16 protein-coding genes are annotated in these 18,884 nt (G+C 67.5%); 8 read left to right on the forward strand and 8 right to left on the reverse strand.

Translation table 11 applies throughout. The features are described from left to right. Positions 1-186: 186 nt before the first annotated feature. Positions 187-1,323 carry a tRNA epoxyqueuosine(34) reductase QueG gene (gene queG, locus K7W42_RS20850; RefSeq protein WP_224577136.1) on the forward strand — a complete coding sequence of 379 codons (1,137 nt, stop codon included), beginning with the start codon at positions 187-189 and terminating at the stop codon, positions 1,321-1,323. 324 nt (positions 1,324-1,647) lie between these two features. Here the strand turns inward: queG and K7W42_RS20855 are convergent, their stop codons facing one another. Continuing rightward, positions 1,648-3,834, reverse strand: coding sequence for an alpha-glucosidase (locus K7W42_RS20855; RefSeq protein ID WP_224577137.1), 2,187 nt, complete (start codon positions 3,832-3,834; stop codon positions 1,648-1,650). A gap of 152 nt (positions 3,835-3,986) precedes the next feature. Between K7W42_RS20855 and K7W42_RS20860 the strand changes: the two genes are divergently transcribed. Continuing rightward, entirely contained in the window at positions 3,987-4,784 is a 798-nt protein-coding gene (locus K7W42_RS20860; RefSeq protein ID WP_439648874.1) for a glutaminyl-peptide cyclotransferase, read from the forward strand. Between the two features lie 187 nt (positions 4,785-4,971). Here K7W42_RS20860 and tmk read toward each other — a convergent pair whose 3' ends face one another. Both tmk and K7W42_RS20870 read right to left on the reverse strand, forming a co-directional pair. Continuing rightward, entirely contained in the window at positions 4,972-5,628 is a 657-nt protein-coding gene (gene tmk, locus K7W42_RS20865) for a dTMP kinase (protein ID WP_224577138.1), read from the reverse strand. Beyond that, positions 5,625-6,413, reverse strand: a complete 789-nt coding sequence (locus K7W42_RS20870) for a Nif3-like dinuclear metal center hexameric protein (RefSeq protein ID WP_224577139.1) — start codon at positions 6,411-6,413, stop codon at positions 5,625-5,627. The genes tmk and K7W42_RS20870 overlap by 4 nt, the downstream gene beginning before the upstream one ends. A gap of 217 nt (positions 6,414-6,630) precedes the next feature. On the opposite strand from K7W42_RS20870, the gene K7W42_RS20875 reads away from it, so the two are divergent. Next, the gene (locus K7W42_RS20875) at positions 6,631-6,897 is read left to right on the forward strand and encodes a hypothetical protein (protein WP_157460197.1); all 267 of its coding nucleotides are present in this window, start codon (positions 6,631-6,633) and stop codon (positions 6,895-6,897) included. A gap of 261 nt (positions 6,898-7,158) precedes the next feature. Here the strand turns inward: K7W42_RS20875 and mqnC are convergent, their stop codons facing one another. Beyond that, positions 7,159-8,337: a cyclic dehypoxanthinyl futalosine synthase gene (gene mqnC, locus K7W42_RS20880; protein WP_224577141.1), complete on the reverse strand. Its 1,179-nt coding sequence runs from the start codon at positions 8,335-8,337 to the stop codon at positions 7,159-7,161. A gap of 230 nt (positions 8,338-8,567) precedes the next feature. Between mqnC and gnd the strand changes: the two genes are divergently transcribed. From gnd to K7W42_RS20895, 3 genes are all read left to right on the forward strand, one after another. Next, a complete protein-coding gene (gene gnd / locus K7W42_RS20885; protein WP_224577143.1) occupies positions 8,568-9,644 on the forward strand; it encodes a phosphogluconate dehydrogenase (NAD(+)-dependent, decarboxylating) in 1,077 nt (358 codons plus the stop codon). Between the two features lie 157 nt (positions 9,645-9,801). Beyond that, positions 9,802-11,361 carry a glucose-6-phosphate dehydrogenase gene (zwf, locus tag K7W42_RS20890; protein WP_224577164.1) on the forward strand — a complete coding sequence of 520 codons (1,560 nt, stop codon included), beginning with the start codon at positions 9,802-9,804 and terminating at the stop codon, positions 11,359-11,361. Positions 11,362-11,377: 16 nt separating this feature from the next. Next, positions 11,378-12,316: a glucose-6-phosphate dehydrogenase assembly protein OpcA gene (locus tag K7W42_RS20895; RefSeq protein ID WP_224577145.1), complete on the forward strand. Its 939-nt coding sequence runs from the start codon at positions 11,378-11,380 to the stop codon at positions 12,314-12,316. Between the two features lie 200 nt (positions 12,317-12,516). Here K7W42_RS20895 and hemA read toward each other — a convergent pair whose 3' ends face one another. The 4 genes from hemA to rraA form a co-directional block, all read right to left on the reverse strand. Beyond that, positions 12,517-13,602: a glutamyl-tRNA reductase gene (gene hemA, locus K7W42_RS20900; RefSeq protein ID WP_224577147.1), complete on the reverse strand. Its 1,086-nt coding sequence runs from the start codon at positions 13,600-13,602 to the stop codon at positions 12,517-12,519. After that, positions 13,599-14,156 (reverse strand): precorrin-2 dehydrogenase/sirohydrochlorin ferrochelatase family protein, encoded by a 558-nt coding sequence (locus K7W42_RS20905; protein ID WP_224577149.1) that lies wholly within the window; start codon positions 14,154-14,156, stop codon positions 13,599-13,601. The genes hemA and K7W42_RS20905 overlap by 4 nt, the downstream gene beginning before the upstream one ends. A 137-nt stretch (positions 14,157-14,293) precedes the next feature. Then, positions 14,294-15,307: a 4Fe-4S dicluster domain-containing protein gene (locus tag K7W42_RS20910; protein WP_157460201.1), complete on the reverse strand. Its 1,014-nt coding sequence runs from the start codon at positions 15,305-15,307 to the stop codon at positions 14,294-14,296. Between the two features lie 173 nt (positions 15,308-15,480). After that, entirely contained in the window at positions 15,481-15,990 is a 510-nt protein-coding gene (rraA, locus tag K7W42_RS20915) for a ribonuclease E activity regulator RraA (RefSeq protein ID WP_224577151.1), read from the reverse strand. Between the two features lie 500 nt (positions 15,991-16,490). Here rraA and K7W42_RS20920 point away from each other — a divergent pair, with 500 nt between their 5' ends. Together K7W42_RS20920 and K7W42_RS20925 are read left to right on the forward strand one after the other, a co-directional pair. Beyond that, entirely contained in the window at positions 16,491-17,468 is a 978-nt protein-coding gene (locus tag K7W42_RS20920; RefSeq protein ID WP_224577154.1) for a LacI family DNA-binding transcriptional regulator, read from the forward strand. Continuing rightward, complete coding sequence (locus K7W42_RS20925; RefSeq protein WP_224577156.1) at positions 17,465-18,700, forward strand: ABC transporter substrate-binding protein; 1,236 nt, start codon at positions 17,465-17,467, stop codon at positions 18,698-18,700. The genes K7W42_RS20920 and K7W42_RS20925 overlap by 4 nt, the downstream gene beginning before the upstream one ends. Positions 18,701-18,884: the final 184 nt, after the last annotated feature.

Raw genomic sequence — 18,884 nt, forward strand, 5'->3', positions numbered from 1 at the left:
GAGCGAGTGAACTTGACACAGGCAACTCGGAGTAAGCGGCGACTTCCCTGGACGGGCAGCACTTGTCTACTACCAGAGCAACGAGGAACCGCTCTGAGACGACAGACGGCATTTTTCCAAGCCCCTTCAACAGCCGCGTGGCTTGCCTCGCCTTTGCCGGCCCAGTCAGGCGGCATACTGCCCCGCGTGAGCGCTGCCGAGACCCTAGCCGACCTCGCCCACGCGCTGGGGGCCGACGCGGTGGGCTGGGCGCCCGCACAGGTGCCGACTGCGGCAGTGACCGAGTACGCCAGCTGGCTGGAGGCCGGCCACCACGCGGGGATGGCCTACCTTGAACGGCAGCTGCCGGCCCGCGCTGCGCCGGCCAGTCGCCTAGAAGGGGCCCGCAGCGTGCTGGTGCTGGGGGTTTCGCACGCCTTCGAGCCGCCGCCTGTCCCGGCTGGGGGCGTCCGGGTGGGGCGGGTGGCACGCTACGCCTGGACCCCTGATTACCATGACCAGCTTCAGCCACTGCTGACCCGGTTAGAAGAGGAAGCGGCCAGGCTGGGCGTGCGGGCGCGCGGCTACGTGGACCACGGCCCCGTGATGGAGCGTCTGTTTGCCGCACAGGGCTTTCTGGGCTGGCGCGGCAAGTCGGGCATGCTGGTGAGCACGTCGCTGGGCGCCTTCGTGACGCTGGCGGTGCTGCTGACCGACCTGCCGTTTGAAGGCGAGGCGACCCCGCACCCAGACCGCTGTGGCCGCTGTACCCGCTGCGTCATGGCCTGTCCTACCGCCGCCATTAGCCCCGACCGGACTATTGATGCGCGGCGCTGCGTGTCTTACCTGACAATTGAACACCGGGGGCCGGTGCCCCTGTCGCTGCGGGCCGGCATAGGCGACTGGCTGCTGGGCTGCGACGTGTGCAGCGAGGTCTGCCCCTGGAGTGGCAAGGCCGGGCCGCTGGCGCGCTTGCTGCAGCCTGTCCCCAACCTGGCCCACCCGGACCTGAGCAGCCTGTTTGGCATCAGCGAGCGGCAGTTCGAGCGCCGGTTTGCGGGCAGCGCCCACCTGCGCCCCCGGCGCAAGGGCCTGGCCCGCAACGCCCTGACGGTCCTGGGCAACACCCGCGCGCCCCAGGGCTGGCCCCTGCTGCTGGCCGGCGCCGCCGACCCCGCCCCAGAGGTGCGTGACGCGGCGGCCTGGGCCCTGGCCCGGTGGGACGAATGGGCCGAGGTCGAACGACTGCGCCGCGACCCGGATGAGCGGGTGCAGGCTACAGCCAATGCCCTGTGCGACAACCGGGTCCAAGAGGGGTCAACTACCCTCACTGAACCAGGCTGACGAATCTGGGGGCTGGCCGCAGACCCTCACAGAGTCCCGACCGTGCTCAAGAGCCGGATTGAATCGGCGGCGACCACACGGACGCTGACACCACCGTCTGCAACACGCTGAACTCCGAGTGGACTTGAAAAGCTGCCTAGCAGGCTTGAAGAGCTTCGCAGCAGAGCGAGAAGAAGCAAAACGGACTGACGGGCGTGAAGTTGGCCAATAGGCAACTTACTGGTGTATGCAAAAAACAGACAGAATCCGTATCACTCCCACTTCCTCAAGAAGCGCCGAAAGACCTCCGGCTTATTCGGAATGTTTCAGTTCCGCTCCTCTCCCCTAATTCACCGCGCGCAGGGTGGCCAGCAGCGCTGGGTTGTCTTCACGCACAAATACCGCGGGCTGCCCCAGCGGCGAAGGCACCCGCACCATCTGCCCGCCAGCAAACACCTGCCCGGTCCAGGCATGCACCCAGCGCGACCCGGCCGGCAGACGCACTCGCGTCTCATTCTGGCCGGGCCGCAGGGCTGGGGCCACCAGCAGGTCCGGCCCCAGCAGATAGCTGGTGGGCTGCGCCTCAAAGGGTTCGGCAGGGAACTCGAACCAGACCGGGCGCATCAGGGGCGTGCCGTCCCTCTGCGCCCCGGCCATCAACCCGGCGCGGTAGGGGGCCAGCGCCGCGTACAGCCGCGCGGCCCGGGCCAGCGCCGGCAGAGTGGCGGGGTCGTACGCCTGGGCATTGTCAGCAGGCCGGTTGCCTTCATGGGTGCGCAGCAGCGGCGTGAACGCACTGAACTCCAGCCAGCGCGCCAGCACTTCCGGCGAGCGGCGAATGTTGATGGGCACCTGCGTGACCGTGGTGTAGCCGCCTGCATCGGCGTGATTGAGCGTCATGCCGCTGAGGCCGCCTGACAGCAGCCCCGTCAGCGCCGAGCGCAGGCCATCGTCTGCGCCCCAGTTCACCAGCTGGTCGCCTGCCCAGAAGGCCCCGGCCTGCCCCGGCGAGGTGGTGAAGGCGCTGCGGTGAAACACCAGCTTGTCGCCGCCCAGTTCGGCGGCCAGTTCACGGTTCAGGCGCGCCCACAGCACCGGATAGGCGTTGTGCAGGGCCGTGGCCGTACCGCGCGCCGGGCGGGCGTCCAGCGGCAGACTCTCGCCGAAGTCGGCCATCCAGCCGTCCAGCCCCGCCTCGGCAATGGCGTCCCGCAGCACCGCTTTGAACCAGGCATACGCCTGGGGACTGCTCAGGTCCACGAGCGCCGCACTGAACGAGGTGTTGAGCTGGTCATAGACACTGCCGTCCGCCTGTTTCAGCAGGAAACCGCGTTCGGCGGCCTCGCGGTACAGGTGGCGGCGAACGTTCGACTTCTCACCCGTGTCGGTCAGGAAGGGGTTGACGTAGCCCAGCACGCGCACGCCGTCGGCAGCGAGGTCGCGGCGCAGCTCGGCCCAGCCGGGGTAGTGGGCGGCGTCCAGTTCCCAGTTCCACCACAGCTGCTGGCCAAAGCTGGTGGTGCGCCGTCCCACCCAGTCTTGCAGCCACAGGCCCGCCACGGGTACCCCGGCAGCCTTGACACGGGCGTAAACCTCGCGCACGCGCGCCGTTCCGCCCTGCACCCCCAGCAAAGCACCCTGGCCGGTCCAGGCGGGCAGCGGGGCCATGCGGCCGGTGTCGGCGGTCAGGGCGCGCGTCAGGGTACGGATATTGCCTGCGGCCAGACGCAAATGCAGCGAGGCGCCCGTCATTTCCAGGCGCCAGCGTCCGCCGCGCGTGTCCAGGGCGCCGGGTAAGGTGTCCAGGCTCCAGATGCTCTGGCCGCTTCCCTGATCGTCCAGCAGGCGCAGGTGGGGCATGGGCGCGTAACTGCTGTGCCAGGCGCCGCCCGCACCGTTGTTCGTCAGATTGGCCAGCCAAGTCAGCGGCTGCTGCCCGCGCCCCACGCCCTGCTCGCTGACCAGCACCGGCAGGCGCCGCCCCCGCAGATTCAGGGTGCTGAACTGCTCGCCGCCGCCCGTCACGCGGGTACGCAGGGCTAGGGTCCCCGCCGCGCCCAGCCCGGTCAGACGGGCGCCGCCCGTGACCACCACGCGCACGTCTAGCACCTCGCCCTCGGCGCACAGGAGCAGCGTGTACGGCAGGGTAGGGCCATCCGGGCAGGTCAGGGTGCCAGTGCCCTGCGCCTGGGCTGGCCCAGTCACGCGCAGAGCACTCAGGCGCTGCGCCGCACACACCTGGCCCCGGCCTTCGCGTACCCGCACCATGCCGCGCGCCTCGGTGTAGGTCACGGGCCGGTCGGTGGCGTACAGGAAGGCGGCCCCCGGCCCGGCCGACCAGACCTCCTGCCCGGCGCGGGTGACCCGCCAGCCCCCCTGGGTGGTGACGGTCAAGGCGCCCAGAGTGACCGTCTCAGCGCTAGCCTCCAGTGACCCAGGGCCCGGCGGCGCCGTCACGCCCCGCCCATAGCCCAGCAGGCCTACGGCGGCCAGCACGCCCATCAGACCCAGCACCGCCTCTCTGCGCCTCACACCCCAGTTCACGCCCTGCATCCTGGCACGAAGGCTGGCCGCATGAAGAACTTCTGGGGGCGTTTTCCCTCGCAGGCCGGGCGCCCGGCGACTACCATAAGGGCGTGCGCCTGCTCCGCTTTGCCCCGCTGCTGACCCTGCTGACCGTGCCCCTGACTGCCGCCCTGACCTCCCAGACCACGGCGCCCACCCTGACCCCCACCGTCACGGCGCGCTACGCCCATGACCGCGCCGCCTTTACCCAGGGGCTTCAGTACCTGGGAAGCGGCGTGTACCTGGAAAGCACCGGCCAAGTGGGCCAGTCCGGCGTGCGCCGGGTGGACCTGAAAAGCGGCAAGGTGCTGGCGCAGGTCGCCACCCCCCTGGGCAGCGCCTTTGGTGAGGGCGTGGCGGTGCTGGGCGGCGCGGCCTATCACCTGACCTGGCAAGACGGCGTGGCCTTTACCTTTGACGCGCAGACCCTGAAAGAAACCGGGCGTTACCGCTACAGCGGCGAGGGCTGGGGCCTGACCACCGACGGCAAGGCGCTGATTATGAGTAACGGCAGCGCCGCGCTGACCTGGCGTGACCCGAAGACCTTTCAGGTAAGGCGCACCCTTCAGGTCACTGACCAGGGCCAACCGGTGCGCAACCTGAACGAACTGGAATACGTTCAGGGCAGCATCTACGCCAACATCTGGCTGACCGACCGCATCGCCCGCATTGACCCCCAGACCGGGCGCGTGACTGCGTGGCTGAGCGTGGCCGACCTGACCCGCGAGGCCAGCACCGCCGCCACGCGCAGTGGCCGCCCGCTGACGTTTGACGATGTGCCCAACGGCATCGCCTACGTGCCCGAACGCGGCACCCTGCTCCTGACCGGCAAGCGCTGGGGGCTGATGTTTGAGGTCAAGGTGCCGGGCGTGAAACCGGAGACCGGACTCAGTGGCCGGGCGGCGCCCAGAAAATAGGTCTGGCCTCTGCGTCGCGGGGAGCAAAGAAGATGACCGGAAGTGCCAGCTCTGCCAGGCACTTCCGGGTTCAGTAGGTCAGTGGGGCTGAAAGGCGTTAGGTCGCGTCCAGCCAGCCCACGTCATGACCAGCAGGTGAAGTGCAGAGGCGTGCTGCGAGATCCCTCAAACAGCACGCCCTCAAAAGCTATAGGCGCTGCTCTGCGTCAAGCTGCGCCCCGCCGACGCTCAGCCGGCCTGAAACGGCTGCCCAGATGGCCGCGTCCAGTTCGTCTTCAGACTGGGTGGCGTCCAGCACCAGAAAGCGCGCAGGGTCAGCGGCGGCCAGCGCCAGGAAGCCTCCCCGCACCCGCTGATGAAACCCCAGGTCGGCCTGTTCCAGCCGGTCAGGCTGGCCCCGGCGAGCGGCGCGCGCCAATCCCAGAGCCGGGTCCAGGTCCAGCAGCACGGTCAGGTCGGGGGTCAGGCCACCTGTGGCGGCGGCAGTGATGCTGGCCAACAGCGGCGCGGGCAGTCCCCGTCCCGCGCCCTGGTAGGCCAGGCTGGAATCGGCGTAGCGGTCGCACACCACGACCTCTGCGCGGGCCAGCGCCGGGCGCACCACCTGGGCGACCAGTTGCGCGCGACTGGCCGAATACAGCAGAAATTCCGGCAAGGGGTCCATGCTCAGGGCCGGGTCCAGCAGCACCTCACGCACCCGCGTGCCCAGGGGGGTGCCACCCGGTTCGCGTGTGACGGTGTGGGCCCGCCCCGCCGCCGTGAGGCGCCGCGTCAGGCGCGCCAGCTGGGTACTTTTGCCTGCCCCCTCCGGGCCCTCAAAGCTGAGGAAAAAGCCTGGCCTCACAGCCCGGTGGGATGGTGCAGGAACTGCCAGGGCAGGCCAAATTCGTCTTCCAGGCGGGCGGCCAGGGCGCGCACCCCAAAGACCTCGGTTTCGTAGTGGCCAGCGTAGACCACATTTACGCCGTACTCAAAGGCATCGTGAAAATGCTTGTGCTCGGGCTCGCCGGTCAGGAGGGTGTCCAGGCCCGCCGCAGCTGCTTCGGGGATGCTCCCGGCACCGCTGCCGCTCAGTACACCCAGACGGCGCACCGTAGGCGAGCGCCCGCCCCCGTGGACCAGGCAGATTTCGCCGGTCAGCTTCTGCACGCGGTCGGCAAAATCCTGCAGGGTCTGCTCAAACGGCAGCTCGCCGGCCAGGCCAATCTTGCCGCCGGCCCACTCACCAAACGGCTGGGTGTGTTGCAGGCTCAGGGCGCGCGCCATCATGGCGTTGTTGCCCACTTCGGGGTGGGCGTCCAGGGGAATATGGGCGGCGTAGACATTCAGGTCGGCCATCAGGGCGGTGCGTACCCGCTCCCGGTGCGGCCCGGTGATCGGCAGAGGCTGGCCCCAGAACAGGCCGTGGTGGGCAATCAGCAGGTCGGCACCGCTGTCGGCCGCGTGTTGGAGGGTCTTGAGACTGGTGTCTACGCTGACGGCCACCCGGCGAATCTGCTCGGTGCCTTCTATTTGCAGGCCGTTGAGGCTGGGGTCTTTGAACGCGCCGATGTTCAGGTACTCGCCCAGCCAGCGCACCAACTGGTCGCGGGGCACCTCGCCGCGCGTGGGAGAAGAAGGAAGCGACATAACCGCCATTCTAGAGCCGTCTGGCAACGGCTAGCCCAGAGGCCAGAACGCAGAGGATTCATTGCCAGAGACAGGCTCGGCAAGGGATGACGGGCCAGGCTGAGAGCTGCCCAGTCTCTACACCTCACCCCCATGCTGACCGGCTGTTCAATTCCAGATGCACGAATCATCAATATGGCGTATGAAAAACGTCATAGACACGGCTTATGCTGGACCCATGAGCATCACCCGTCATTTCAGCGATACGCGGACGGAGACAGGCCGCGTGAGGATTCTTCTGCGCGCCGGTCTGGTTCTGCTGAACGCTGAAGGTGCCGGGTGGCACCACAGCAGTCAGCATGCCTCTTTGCAGGACGCTGCCCTGGAACTGGCCATGTTGCCTCAGCTCGGCGCTGACCTGTATGCCTGCGCCCTAAGTGATCTTGAGGAGCAACTCGCCAAAGAGGGCGCCGCACCAGACGAACCCTTCTGGGGCGCGGCTTGAGCCAGCAGCGCTAGACATTACGCTAGATGCTAAGCGCCTCCTTTGTGGGGCGGGTCAGGCGTGGGACCACTCAGTTGCGGGTAGGGTGCTTTGGCCTAAAAGGCTGCTGTCTTCAGACAGGTCCTCAGGATTCGTCCACACGCTGTAAAGAACGGGATACCCCTTCCAAGGCAACTCACCGCCTGGACCATGACAGCGAGACGCAAGCCTGAGGCGGTGAACCTCCCCTGACTTCATAGGGCCGCCGACTTTCCCCTGTTGTCAGGACGCGGCGCCCACCGCCCGCTCGGCTTCGGGGTTCTGCTCGGTGCGGTTCAGGGCGGCGTTTACATCAGGCCAGGCAATGATCTGAAAGCGGCTGTTGCGAATGGCCGGGGTAAAGCCCGCGTCCACCGCAATGCGAATCAGTTCGCGCACGGTGGCGCTGTGCCGGCCATGCCCGCCTGCCGCCGAGACCACGTTTTCTTCCAACATGGTGCTGCCGAGGTCGTTGGCGCCGTAATACAGCGCGGCCTGCGCCACCTTGAAGCCCTGCGCGGGCCACGACGCCTGAATGTTGGGCACGTTGTCCAGGGCGATGCGGGCAATCGCCAGCTGCTCCAGGTACTCGTGGGCGGTGGCGCCCGGCGCCTTGCCGTGCAGGCGGGTGTGCTCGGTTTGCAGCGTCCACATGGCAAATCCCGAAAACCCATTGCCGCCGTAGTCGCGCAGGGCCCGGTCCTGCTGCTCCCGGATTTTGAGCAGGTGGGCGGTGCGCTGGGCGTAGGTTTCACCAAAGCCAATCACCATCGTGGCGATGGTGTACAGCCCCTTGCGCTGCGCGGCGTCAATAATGCGGAACCAGTCGGCCGAGCGGATGCGTGCCGGAGCAGCTTTGGCCCGCACTTCATCCTCCAGAATCTCGCCGCCCGCACCCGGCAGGCCGTCCAGCCCGGCGTCAATCAGGGTGTCCAGCAGATCGTCCAGAGACAGACCAAAGCTCTTTTCCATGAACAGCACTTCTTCCGGGGAAAAGGCATCAATGCGGATAGTGGGGTGGTGCGCCTTGACGTGGCGCAGCAGGCCTGTGTAGTAGTCCAGGCCCAGCTCCGGGTTCACGCCCCCCTGCAAGAGGATGCGGGTGCCGCCCACCGCCTCCAGTTCTCGGATCTTGGCGCTGATCTCTTCGTAATCCAGCGTGTAGCTGTCTTTCTGGCGCCGGGTGCGGTAAAAGGCGCAGAAGTTGCAGCCCACGTTGCAGACATTGGTGTAGTTGATGTTCCGGTCAATCAGGAACGTCACCGTCTGCGGGTCGCGCCGGGTCAGGCGCAGGTGGTGGGCCGCCGCCGCCACCTCGGGCAGCGGCAGGCCGTACAGCGCCTCTATCTCGGGGGCCGCCAGCCGCTCGCCGCTGGCGGCCTTGTCGAGCAGTTCGGAACCGGTCAGGGCGCAGGCGCTCATAGGGCGAGCGTAGCACCGCGCCGGGGTGGCATTCGTCCACAGAGGGGCAAAGGTGCTGGAGCACTCAGGAGGAAAGCCCTGACCTCTCCCCTTTCACCCCAGGTTTCGGTTCGGGGCAGGCCAGCAAATGCGGCACGTATAGTGCAGGGCGGAAAAGACCCGGCGCTGGAAGCGGTTCTCTGTGTCTCCAGCTGCTGCGGCTTCGGCGCCGTGGTCTGGGAGGGCACGCTATGAAAATCGGCATGATTGGGCTGGGCAAGATGGGCGGCAACATGGTGCTGCGCCTGACAGGCGGCGGCATTGAGGTCACCGGCTTTGACCGCAACCCCGACAGCGTGGCGCAGATTGAGGCGCAGGGTGCGCGCGGCGCCCGCAGCATGGACGAGCTGATCGCGGCCCTGGGCGAGCCCGGCACGCGGGCGGTGTGGGTCATGGTGCCCGCCGGACAGATTACCCAGAGCGTGATTGACGACCTGGCCAGCCGACTGGCCCCCGGCGACATCATCATTGACGGCGGCAACAGCAACTACAAAGACAGCATCAAACGGGCCGAGGAACTGGCCGCGCGCGGCCTGCACTTTATTGACGTGGGCACCTCCGGCGGTGTCTGGGGCCTGAAAGAAGGCTACGCCATGATGCTGGGCGGCCCCGAAGAAGCCGTGGAGCGCCTGCGCCCGGTCTTTGAGGTGCTGGCGCCCGCCGCCGACCGGGGCTGGGGCCGCATGGGACCGGCGGGCAGCGGGCACTACGTCAAGATGGTTCACAACGGCATTGAATACGGCATGATGCAGGCTTACGCCGAGGGCTTTGAACTGATGAAGGCCCACAAGGACTTTGGCCTGGACATGGCCCAGATTGCCGAGCTGTGGCGCCACGGCAGCGTCGTGCGGTCCTGGCTGCTGGACCTGACCGCCGAGGCCCTGAACAACAACGCCGACTTTGAGCAGCTGTCCGATTACGTGGCCGACAGCGGTGAGGGCCGCTGGACGATCATTGACTCCATCGAGTTGGGCGTGCCCACCCCGGTCATCACCCTGGCGACCCAGATGCGCTTTCGCAGCCAGCAGGAGGTCAGCTACGCGGGTCAGATGCTCTCGGCCATGCGCCGCGCGTTCGGCGGCCACGCCGTCAAGACCATTGAGGCGCCGCGTCAGGAAGGCCTGGTGCCCGAAGTCGCCCCCGGCGACCACCCGAAAGTCGCGGCTCCCGAGAACATCGGTCAGGCAGTCAGCACCAGCGAGGGCAGCGCCGCCGAGCAGCTGGGCGAAACCGGGCAGCAGCGCGTGAAGGGTGACAGTGAGTCCTAAAAAAGCGGAGAAGGCCGGGCAGGGCACGGGGCCAGCCAGGGCGAAGTCGGCAAGCAAAAAGGCCGTGGCCCCGGCCGAGGTCAGCCGCGCGGTGAGCCGCAAGCGCGCCGCGCAGAAGGTCGGGGTGGCCGACGCGGCCCCCGAGGTCGAGACGCCGCTGCGCCCACCGCCCCCGGCGGGCGCCCCCGGCGCCGACGGCACCAACCCCTTCCGGGCCGTGATGCGCCGCAGCCGCGCCCCCGAGCCGGCCACGCTGGTCATCTTTGGGGCCACCGGCGACCTCGCGCGGCGCAAGCTGCTGCCCGCCGTCTTCGGGCTGTGGCAGGACGGCCTGCTGGGCAGCGCCTTTAACATCGTCGGCATTGGCCGTCAGGAGATGGACGACGAGGGCTTCAAGGACTTCGTGCTGGCGGCCCTGAAGGAAAGCAAGGAAACCGACACCCCGCAGCCGGGCAGCCTGGAAAAATTCCGCGACCTGCTGTACTACGAGTTCGGGGACTTTGGGGGCGACGAGGTCTACGGGCTGATTGACAAGGAACTGAACCGCGCGCAGAACGACCACGGCGGCCGCAAGAACGCGCTGTTCTACCTGTCCACGCCGCCCAGCCTCTTTGAACCCATCAGCAACGGGCTGGGCCGCCTCGGCCTGGCCGACGAGTCAGAAGGTTGGCGCCGCCTGGTCATTGAGAAGCCTTTTGGGCGCGACCTGGCCTCGGCCCGCGAGCTGAACGACGCCATTCACCGCGTCTGGGACGAGTCGCAGGTCTACCGCATTGACCATTATCTGGGCAAGGAAACGGTGCAGAACCTGATGGCGATTCGCTTCGGCAACGCCATTTTCGAGCCGCTGTGGAACCGGGGCTATGTGGATCACGTCCAGATTACGGCCGCCGAGGACCTGGGCTTGGAAGGCCGCGCGGGCTATTACGAGGAAGCCGGGGTGGTGCGCGACATGCTGCAAAACCATCTCATGCAGCTGTTTGCCCTGACAGCCATGGAACCGCCCGCCGCCTTTGACGCCGACGCCATCCGCGACGAGAAGGTCAAGGTGCTGCGGGCCGTCAAGCCCATTCCCGACTCGCGCGTGCCCGAGGTCGCCGTGCGCGGTCAGTACGGCCCCGGCACCCTGTACGGCGAGACGGTTCCTGGTTACCGCGAGGAACCGAACGTCAAAGACGGCAGCGTGACCCCGACCTACGTGGCCGTGAAACTGGAAGTGGACAACTGGCGCTGGCAGGGCGTGCCGTTTTTCCTGCGCACCGGCAAGCGGCTGCCCAAGAAGGTCACCGAAATCGCCGTGGTCTTCAAAAGTCCGCCGCTGGGGATCTTTCCGGGTGGCCTGGAGCGCAATGTGCTGGCCTTCCGCATTCAGCCCGACGAGGGCGTGAGCCTCAAGTTTTCCAGCAAGACACCTGGGCAGGAGATGGTGCTGCGCGAGGTCGTCATGGACTTCCGCTACGACGCCTTCGGGGCGCAACTCGAAAGCCCGTATTCGCGGCTGCTGCTGGACGCCATGCTGGGCGACGCCACACTGTTTCCCCGCGAGGACGAGGTGGACCGCGCCTGGCAGATTGTCAGCGGCATCCTGAATGTGTGGGACGCGCCGCCCGCGCGCAAGAAAGACGCCCCCAGCTTTCCCAACTACACCGCTGGCACCTGGGGGCCGGACGAGGCCGACGACCTGATGGGCAAAGACCGTCGCTGGCGGCGCCTATGAGCGCGGGGGACTGCCCATGACCGCTGGCCCCAGCACCCTGGGCCCCGTGGACACCACAGTGCGCAAGGCCCAGACCACTCTGGACGAGCTATGGACGGCCACCCGCGTCGAAACGCGCGCTTACACGGGCAACATCATCGCCCTGACAGTCAAAAAGCATCTGCGCCGGGTGCAAGAAGCGCTGGCGGGCCTGGAAGGGCGCTACGCGGGCCGCCAGATCATCGGCGTGATGGACGGCGGCGGCGACCTGATGGTGCAGGCCAGTCTGGTGCCGCAGCAGGGCGGGCTGTACGTGGAGCGCCTGACCCTGGAAGCCAACCAGGCCCAGTTGCAGGGTGCCATTCTGCCCCTGATTCGGCCAGCCACCGTCAATCATGTATGGTGGGGCGCCGACCGCCGCCCCGGCGGGCCGCTGCTGGCCGAACTGACCGAGATGGCCGATCAGGTGATTGTGGACAGCCTGACGCTGGACATGGCGCCGTCGCGGCACTACGCCCTGGCCGACCTGGGCTGGAGCCGCTCGGCCGGCTGGCGCGAGGCGCTGGCCCAGGTGTTCGACACCCCTGACGCCGCGCGGCAGCTGCCGCGTGTGACGGGCATGACCGTGCAACACGCCGGAAAAAAAGACCTGCCGGCCCGGCTGTTTGCCGGTTTTGTGGCCGACACGCTGGGCTGGCGCGACCTGCGCGGCGTGACGTTCCAGTCGGCCCGCTGTGGACGTGAAAACGGCGACCTGTGCGGCATAGAGCTGCGCGGCGAAGGTCTGAACATTGCCCTCAGCGCTGCAGACGGCGACCTGGTTCGTATTGAGGCGCAGTGGGACGACGTGCGCCGGGACACCGAGGTCACAGTGCCGTCCATGAGTCTGGCCCAGGGCCTGGCCCGCGTGATGGCCCGCCCTGAACGCGGCGAGGTCTTTGAGCACGCTTGGGCGCTGGCCAAAGAGACGTTGTAACCGGAAAGAGAGGTGGAGAGAAAGCGTTTTGGCTGGCTCTCTACGGCTGGGTTAATCCTAGAAGATGGTTGAAAGGTCGTGCATGAGGGCCAGAAAGAGGGCCGCCGACAGACTTCAGGCAGCCCTCTCTTCTTCTGCCTCTTTCACGGAACGCGCAGCCAACTTCTCTGCCCTTGCTTTTCCCACTCCCTACAACCCCTTCAGTCACTCGCCAGAGCCAAGTCACGCAACCTGGCCTGACGGGTCAGGTGCCAACGGCTCAGGTCGGCCGCGGCGTCCCGCACGATGGCCTGGGCGTGCGGCAGCGCGGCGCGGCGGCTGGCCATGTTGCGGGCCACGATACCGGTCAGGTCGTCCAGATTGTGCAGGTGCGCGCCGGGCACCCCCGCAATGTCCGGGTCCAGAATGCGCGGCACGCTGATGTCAATCAGGAACATGGGCCGCCCCGGACGCTGGCGCAGCGCGGCCTGCACGCCGTCGCCGTGCAGGACATAGTGCGGCGCGGCGCTGGAGGCAATCAGCACGTCGGCTTCGGGCAGAACCTCGTGCAGGTACTCGGCGGCGCAGGCGCGGCCTCCCAGCTTCTCGGCCAGCTGACGGGCGCGCTCAGCGGTGCGGTTCACCACGATCACGTCGTCCACGCCGGCGGCGCGCAGATGGGTCAGGGTCAGCTCGGCGGTCTCGCCGGCGCCCAGAATCAGGGCGGTGCGGCCCGCCAGCCCCCCCAGCGCGGCCTGCGCCAGTTCTACGGCGGCGCTGGACACGCTGACGACCTTGTCGCTCATGCCGGTCTCGAAGCGCACGCGCTTACCCGCCGCCAGGGCGCCCTGCGCGACCTTATTCAGCGTTGTGCCCGTCAGGCCGCGCGCGCGGGCGTCCTGCCAGGCGCGTTTGACCTGGCCCTGAATCTGCGTTTCGCCTATGACGAGGCTGTCCAGGCCGGCGGCCACCCGGTACAGATGCGTGACCGCCGCCTCGCCCCGGTGGACATACAGGTGGCCGTCCAGCGCGTGCCCCCAGGCACCTTCAAAGGCGGCCAGCGGGTCGCCGGTCAGGCCCGCCAGATACACTTCTGTGCGGTTACAGGTGGCCAGCAGCATGACTTCCTGCGCGTGCCGGGCCAGGTGGGCCAGCAGCGGGCCTTCTTCACCGGCCCGCACGGCAGCGCGCTCACGGACCTCGACCGGGGCCGTCTGGTGGTTGAGGCCCACCACGGCAATGTCCAGCGACTCTGGCAGCGGCAGGCCTGCCAGAAAGGTGCGTGCGGTGGGGCAGGTCAGGGTCACGCGGCCCCCAGGGCGCGGCTGATATCGGCGCGCAGGGTGTCCAGGGCGGCGCGTTTGCGGTCGCTGGGGAGGGTCAGGGCGGCTTCCCGCTGCGCGGCCCAACTCTGCACCTGCGCTTCAGTGGGCAGCAGGTCCGCCACGCGGGCCGTCAGGGCCTGGGCCAGCAGGGGCAATTCACGCCCGGTGGTGACTGCCACCTGCACACCCGCCTGCTGGGCCACGGCCGGGAACCGCAGGGTGCTGCGCGCCGCGTCGCCCGCATCGTTGACCAGCGTGCCCTGCGCGCGGGCGTCGCTCACCACCTGGGCATTGACGTCGGGCTGATCGGTGGCGGCCACCACCAGCGCTGCACCGGCCAGGTCGCCGCGCTGGTAGGCCCGACACTGAACTGTCAGCGGCAGCGCGGCCAGTTCAGGCTGGACCACCGGCGCAATGACCTGCACTTCCAGGCCGGCTGACAGCAGGGCCTTCGTGCGGCGCAGGGCGACCGCGCCGCCACCCACCACAACGGCGCGTTGTCCGTGTAGGTCGAGAAAAGCCGCCAGCAAGCTCACGAGAGGTAGGATAGCGCGCGCTGACCGGGGCAGCCGTCCCCGACCGAGCGGTCGGACAGGACCGTGGGAGGGCGGTTGAAGGGAGTTTGACCGGCGGCTCTTCTCTCTTGCCCTGCGCTCTGCCCACCCGTCCTTTCCTACATGACCGTATCGCTCTCACGCAGCAGCAGGGGCGCGCGGAAGGCCGCCGGGCGCCAGTGGCTCTGGGCATGAATGGCCTGGGGGGGGCACGAATGTAGGCAGGCCATACAGCCGGTGCAGGCACTCAGGTTCAGCAGCAAATGCACACCGCCGTCGGGTTGCAGGTCGCGCGTGATGGCGTTGGTGGGGCACACGTTGGCGCACACTGGGCAGTCAATGCACTTCTCGTCCACCAGCGGGGCGGGCCACAGAATGGCGGCGTCCTCGGGCGGGGCAGGTTTGAGGCTGCGCGCGCGCCACACCCATTCCTGGGGCGTACGGTCCTCGGGCACACTCCAGTCAATAAAGGGCAGGGGCTGGTCCGGGATGCTCTGGGCGACCTGCTGCTTGCCCGCGCGGAACAGGGCACCAAAGGCGCCGCGCCGCGAGACGGTCAAGGACCGCCCGGCGTCTTCAGGCTGGGCCGCGCGAATACTCACCTGTGCAGGCTGGCCAGTCGGCTCACGCAGGCGCTGGGCCTCGTCCAGCACCCGTTCCAGGCGGGCCGGCACGTCCGGGGCGCCGACGGGACACTCGCCGCAGTCCCCGTGCAGCAGGGTCAGAGGCGTGCCCCAGGCCCCGGCCGCCGACAGCAGGGCCGGGGTCACGCGCCCCAGGCACGGCAGCGACGGTCCACCCGCGCCGCTGCGCGAACAGGTCAGGCTGGCGTCGGGGGTCGCGCGCCGGTCTGGGGCCTGCTGGTCTTTCACGCTTTGCAGCGCCGGTTCCAGGTTGTACTCCAGGGCGCCGCTGGGGCACACCTGCACGCACAGGCCGCAGCCGGTGCACTTGGCCGGGTCAATCTGCACACTCTGGCCGACCATCCCCAGACTGATGGCGCCGTGCGGGCAAGTGGCGTGACAGGCGTCGCAGCCACCCACCGCCTGGCGCTCCAGCAAGCAGCGGGGCGCGGTAAAGCGCGGCACGAGGTTCCCGGCTTCGTCCAGCCGGGCAAGGACACCTTCAAGCATGTGCGGAGTCTACGCGCGCACGCGCTAGGGGACCGTGTCGTCTGTCCTTTGCGCCGAGTGTCCAGCGGCGTGGGCACGGGCCGTCCAGATCCTCACCTAGACCCCCTCTGGCTCCCCAGCACAGGCTCCAGGCCCTGCCTGGGGGCGGCCAGGGTGAGGCACCCCCTCTCCCCTTACTCGCTTATAGCTGGCAGGACCAGAATGCCGTCTTCATCGGCATACATCATGTCGCCGGGCTGGATGGTGACCCCCGCAAAGGTCACGGGGACGCCACGCTCTCCCTGCAGTTGCTTGCCGCTTTTACGGGGATGAGGGGCCAGAGCACGCACCCCCAGATTCAGGCGGCGCAGTTCGGCGGTGTCGCGCACGCAGCCGTGCACAATGACGCCGGCCCAGCCGCTGCTCACCCCCAGTTCGCCCAGCATCCCGCCCAGCAGGGCGCAGTTGAGGCTGCCGCCGCCGTCCACGACCAGCACGCGGCCCTCGCCTGGGGTTTCCAGTTCGGCCCGCACCAGGGGGTTGTGGTCCTGAACACGCAGGGTCACGGCGGCGCCCACAAAACGGGGCCGTCCACCGTATTCCGTAAACACTGGCGCCAGCACGCGCGCCTGGGGGTGCAGGTCACTCAGGTCGGTGGTGGGAAGGTCCTGGGTGGGCAGGTCAGTGCTGGGCAGAAGGGTCATGCGTCAGTGAAACAGCCTGCGCCCTGACAGGTGTTTACTTCTTCAGGGACAACAACTTTCTTGGGCTGAAAGTGGGGCAAGACAAGGCTGAGATGGGAATGGTTATACGCACGGCCAAGAGGTCAGTGGGCTGCCCCGCCCAGAGCCTCAATTGGTCTGGTGGCTGTTGCCTTCACAACTCAGCACAAATAAGTTTCCAACGGCCAGCTCAGAACCCAGTTATTTCCGCCTTTCCAACGCGCCGCTCTCTGCGTCTGAACAAATTATTTTTGCCTACAGGCGAGTCAGCATTTCACTCCGCCCGGCGCAGGAGTGACCCAGACTTGACAGCCGCGCCATCAGGAGTAGGATAGTTTTGTAACCGATTACATTTTGAACATTCAGGCTGCCTTGCCTCTTCATATCCATCATCTTTAGCCTGCCATTTTCTGTAACCGGTTACAAACGTCCGCTTCGTGCTCTATTCTCTTCCTTCCCCCAGGAGCCGCCAGAATCAGGCCATGACCCCCGCCACCCGCGCCACCATTGACGATATTGCCCGCGCAGCTGGTGTCAGCAAGGGCACCGTGAGCCGTGTGCTGAACGGGCACTCGACCGTTGCCGAGCGCACGCGGCAGCGCGTGCAGGCGGTCATGGCGCAGCTGGATTACACGCCTGACCCCGCCGCGCGGCACCTCAGCTGGCGCACCGGGCGCACGCTGGGCCTGTCACTGGACCGGGACGATCCCCTGCTTCATCCCTATCAGGTGCTGTTTCGCCGCGCCCTGGAAAGTCAGACAGCGCCGCAGGGGGTGCAGCTCGTGGACCTGCGCGCCGACCTGACGCGCATGGCGCGGCTGCCGAGCGCCGTGCTGGTGCTGCACGCCCTGGACGGCGACCCCCGCCTGGAGTACCTGAAGGCTCAGGGCGTGCCCGCCGTTCTGATTGGGCATCAACCAGGGGCCTTCTGGGTGGCGCCAGACGACGTGGGCGGCGCGCGGCTGGCCACCCAACAGCTGACTGCGGCCGGGCACCGCCAGCTGGTTTATCTGGGCAGCGGCCCCAGCCAGGTGGCGCAGGACCGTGAATACGGCTGCCGGGACGCGGCCCGCGCGGCCGGGGCCACCCTGCACACCATTCCCAGCGATTTTTCGGTGCTGGGCGGCTACCGCGCGGTGCGACGGGCCTGGGAGGGCGGGCTGCGGTTTACCGGCCTGTTTGCCCAGAGTGACGAGAGCGCCGCCGGAGCCGTGGCGGCACTGGACGACCTGGGGGTGCGGGTCCCTGAGGACGTGAGCGTGGTGGGCTTTGACGGTCTGCCCGAACTCCCCATTCCGCTGACCCTGACCACCGTGGCGCAGGACATTCCCCGCATTGCCGCCACCGCCCTGACCCTGGTGCAGGAAGCCATTGCCGGCCGGCCGCCCAGGGGCGAATTCATTCCTGTACAGCTGATTCCCGGCGCGACCACCGCGCCAGTCCCCGGAGGGATGCCATGAACAAGACGCTCCTGCTCAGCCTCGCCGTTCTCGCTGCCAGTGCCGCCCAGACAGCGGCCGCCCAGACCACCATCAAGATCAACGGGTACGGCGGCACCGACCCCGCCGTCGTGGGCGACCTGATCAACCGCTTCGTAAAGCCGGCGCTGGCCAAAGACAAGATCACGGTGATCTACGAGCCGCTTCAGGGCGACTACAACAAATCCCTGACCACCCTGCTGGCCGCTGGCAACGCGGGCGACGTGTTCTACCTGCCCGCCGAGACCATTGACGGCTTTGTGGCCACCGGCAAGGTGCTGCCTCTGAACGGCCTGGTTAGCACTGGACCCTTTATCAAGAGCCTGAACACGGCCTTTACCAAGGGCGGCCGCCTGTACGGCGTGGCCAAGGATTTCAACACCCTGACCCTGGTGTATAACCGCGACCTGTTTGACGAGGCGGGCGTGGCTTACCCCAACAACAACGACACCTGGGCCACGCTGCAGACCAAGCTGACCACCCTGAAACAGAAACTGGGCAGCGACTACGCCGGGATTTGCCTGCAGCCCAACTGGGACCGCTTTGGCGCCTTTGCCTTTGCCACCGGCTGGCAGCAGTTTGACTCCAAGGGCAAGACCAATCTGGCCGACCCCCGGTTTGTGGAGGCTTTTAACTTCTACACCGGCCTGGCCCGCAACAAGGTAGGCATTCAGCCCAGCGAGGTCAGTGAAGGCTGGACTGGCGGCTGCCTGAAGTCGGGCAAGGTGGCGGTGGCCATTGAAGGCAACTGGGTCGTGAACTTCCTGCGCGACAACGCCCCCAACCTGAAATTCGGCACCGCCCTGATGCCCAAATACACCAAGACTGGCACGCGCGGCAACTTCCTGTACACCGTGGGTTGGGCCATCAACAGCGGCACCAAGAACCGCCAGGCGGCCCTGAAGGTGCTGAACATCCTGACCAGCCCGCAGGTGCAGCAGTACGTACTGGAACAGGGCCTGGCCATTCCCAGCCGCACCGCCCTGACCAGCAACGCCTACTTCAAGAAGACCGATCCTGGCGCCGTGAATAGCCGCCTGGTCTTTGACGGCGCCGACGACGGCAACGTGCGCGCCTTTACGTTCGGGCCGCAGGGCACCGACTGGGGCAAGCCGATTAACGAGGCCCTGGCCGCCGTACTGAGTGGGCAAAAGAGTGCCACCGACGCCCTGAAAAAGGCGCAGGCGGATATGAACACCTTCCAGAACCGCTAGGCGCGCAGCCGGGTCGGGGCGGCCCACTGGCGGCTGGCCCCGACCCCCTTTGTTGTCCCCGGAGGCTCCTATGCCCACACCAGGCCAGAGCGTGTCCCCAAGCTGCCGGTCCGAACGGTCTTTTCCCCACCTTGAACCCGTTGCCTTAAGGCAAAGGCCACACCACAACTTATGGGGAACACCC

The organism is Deinococcus betulae (genome assembly GCF_020166395.1).
Classification (GTDB): domain Bacteria; phylum Deinococcota; class Deinococci; order Deinococcales; family Deinococcaceae; genus Deinococcus; species Deinococcus betulae.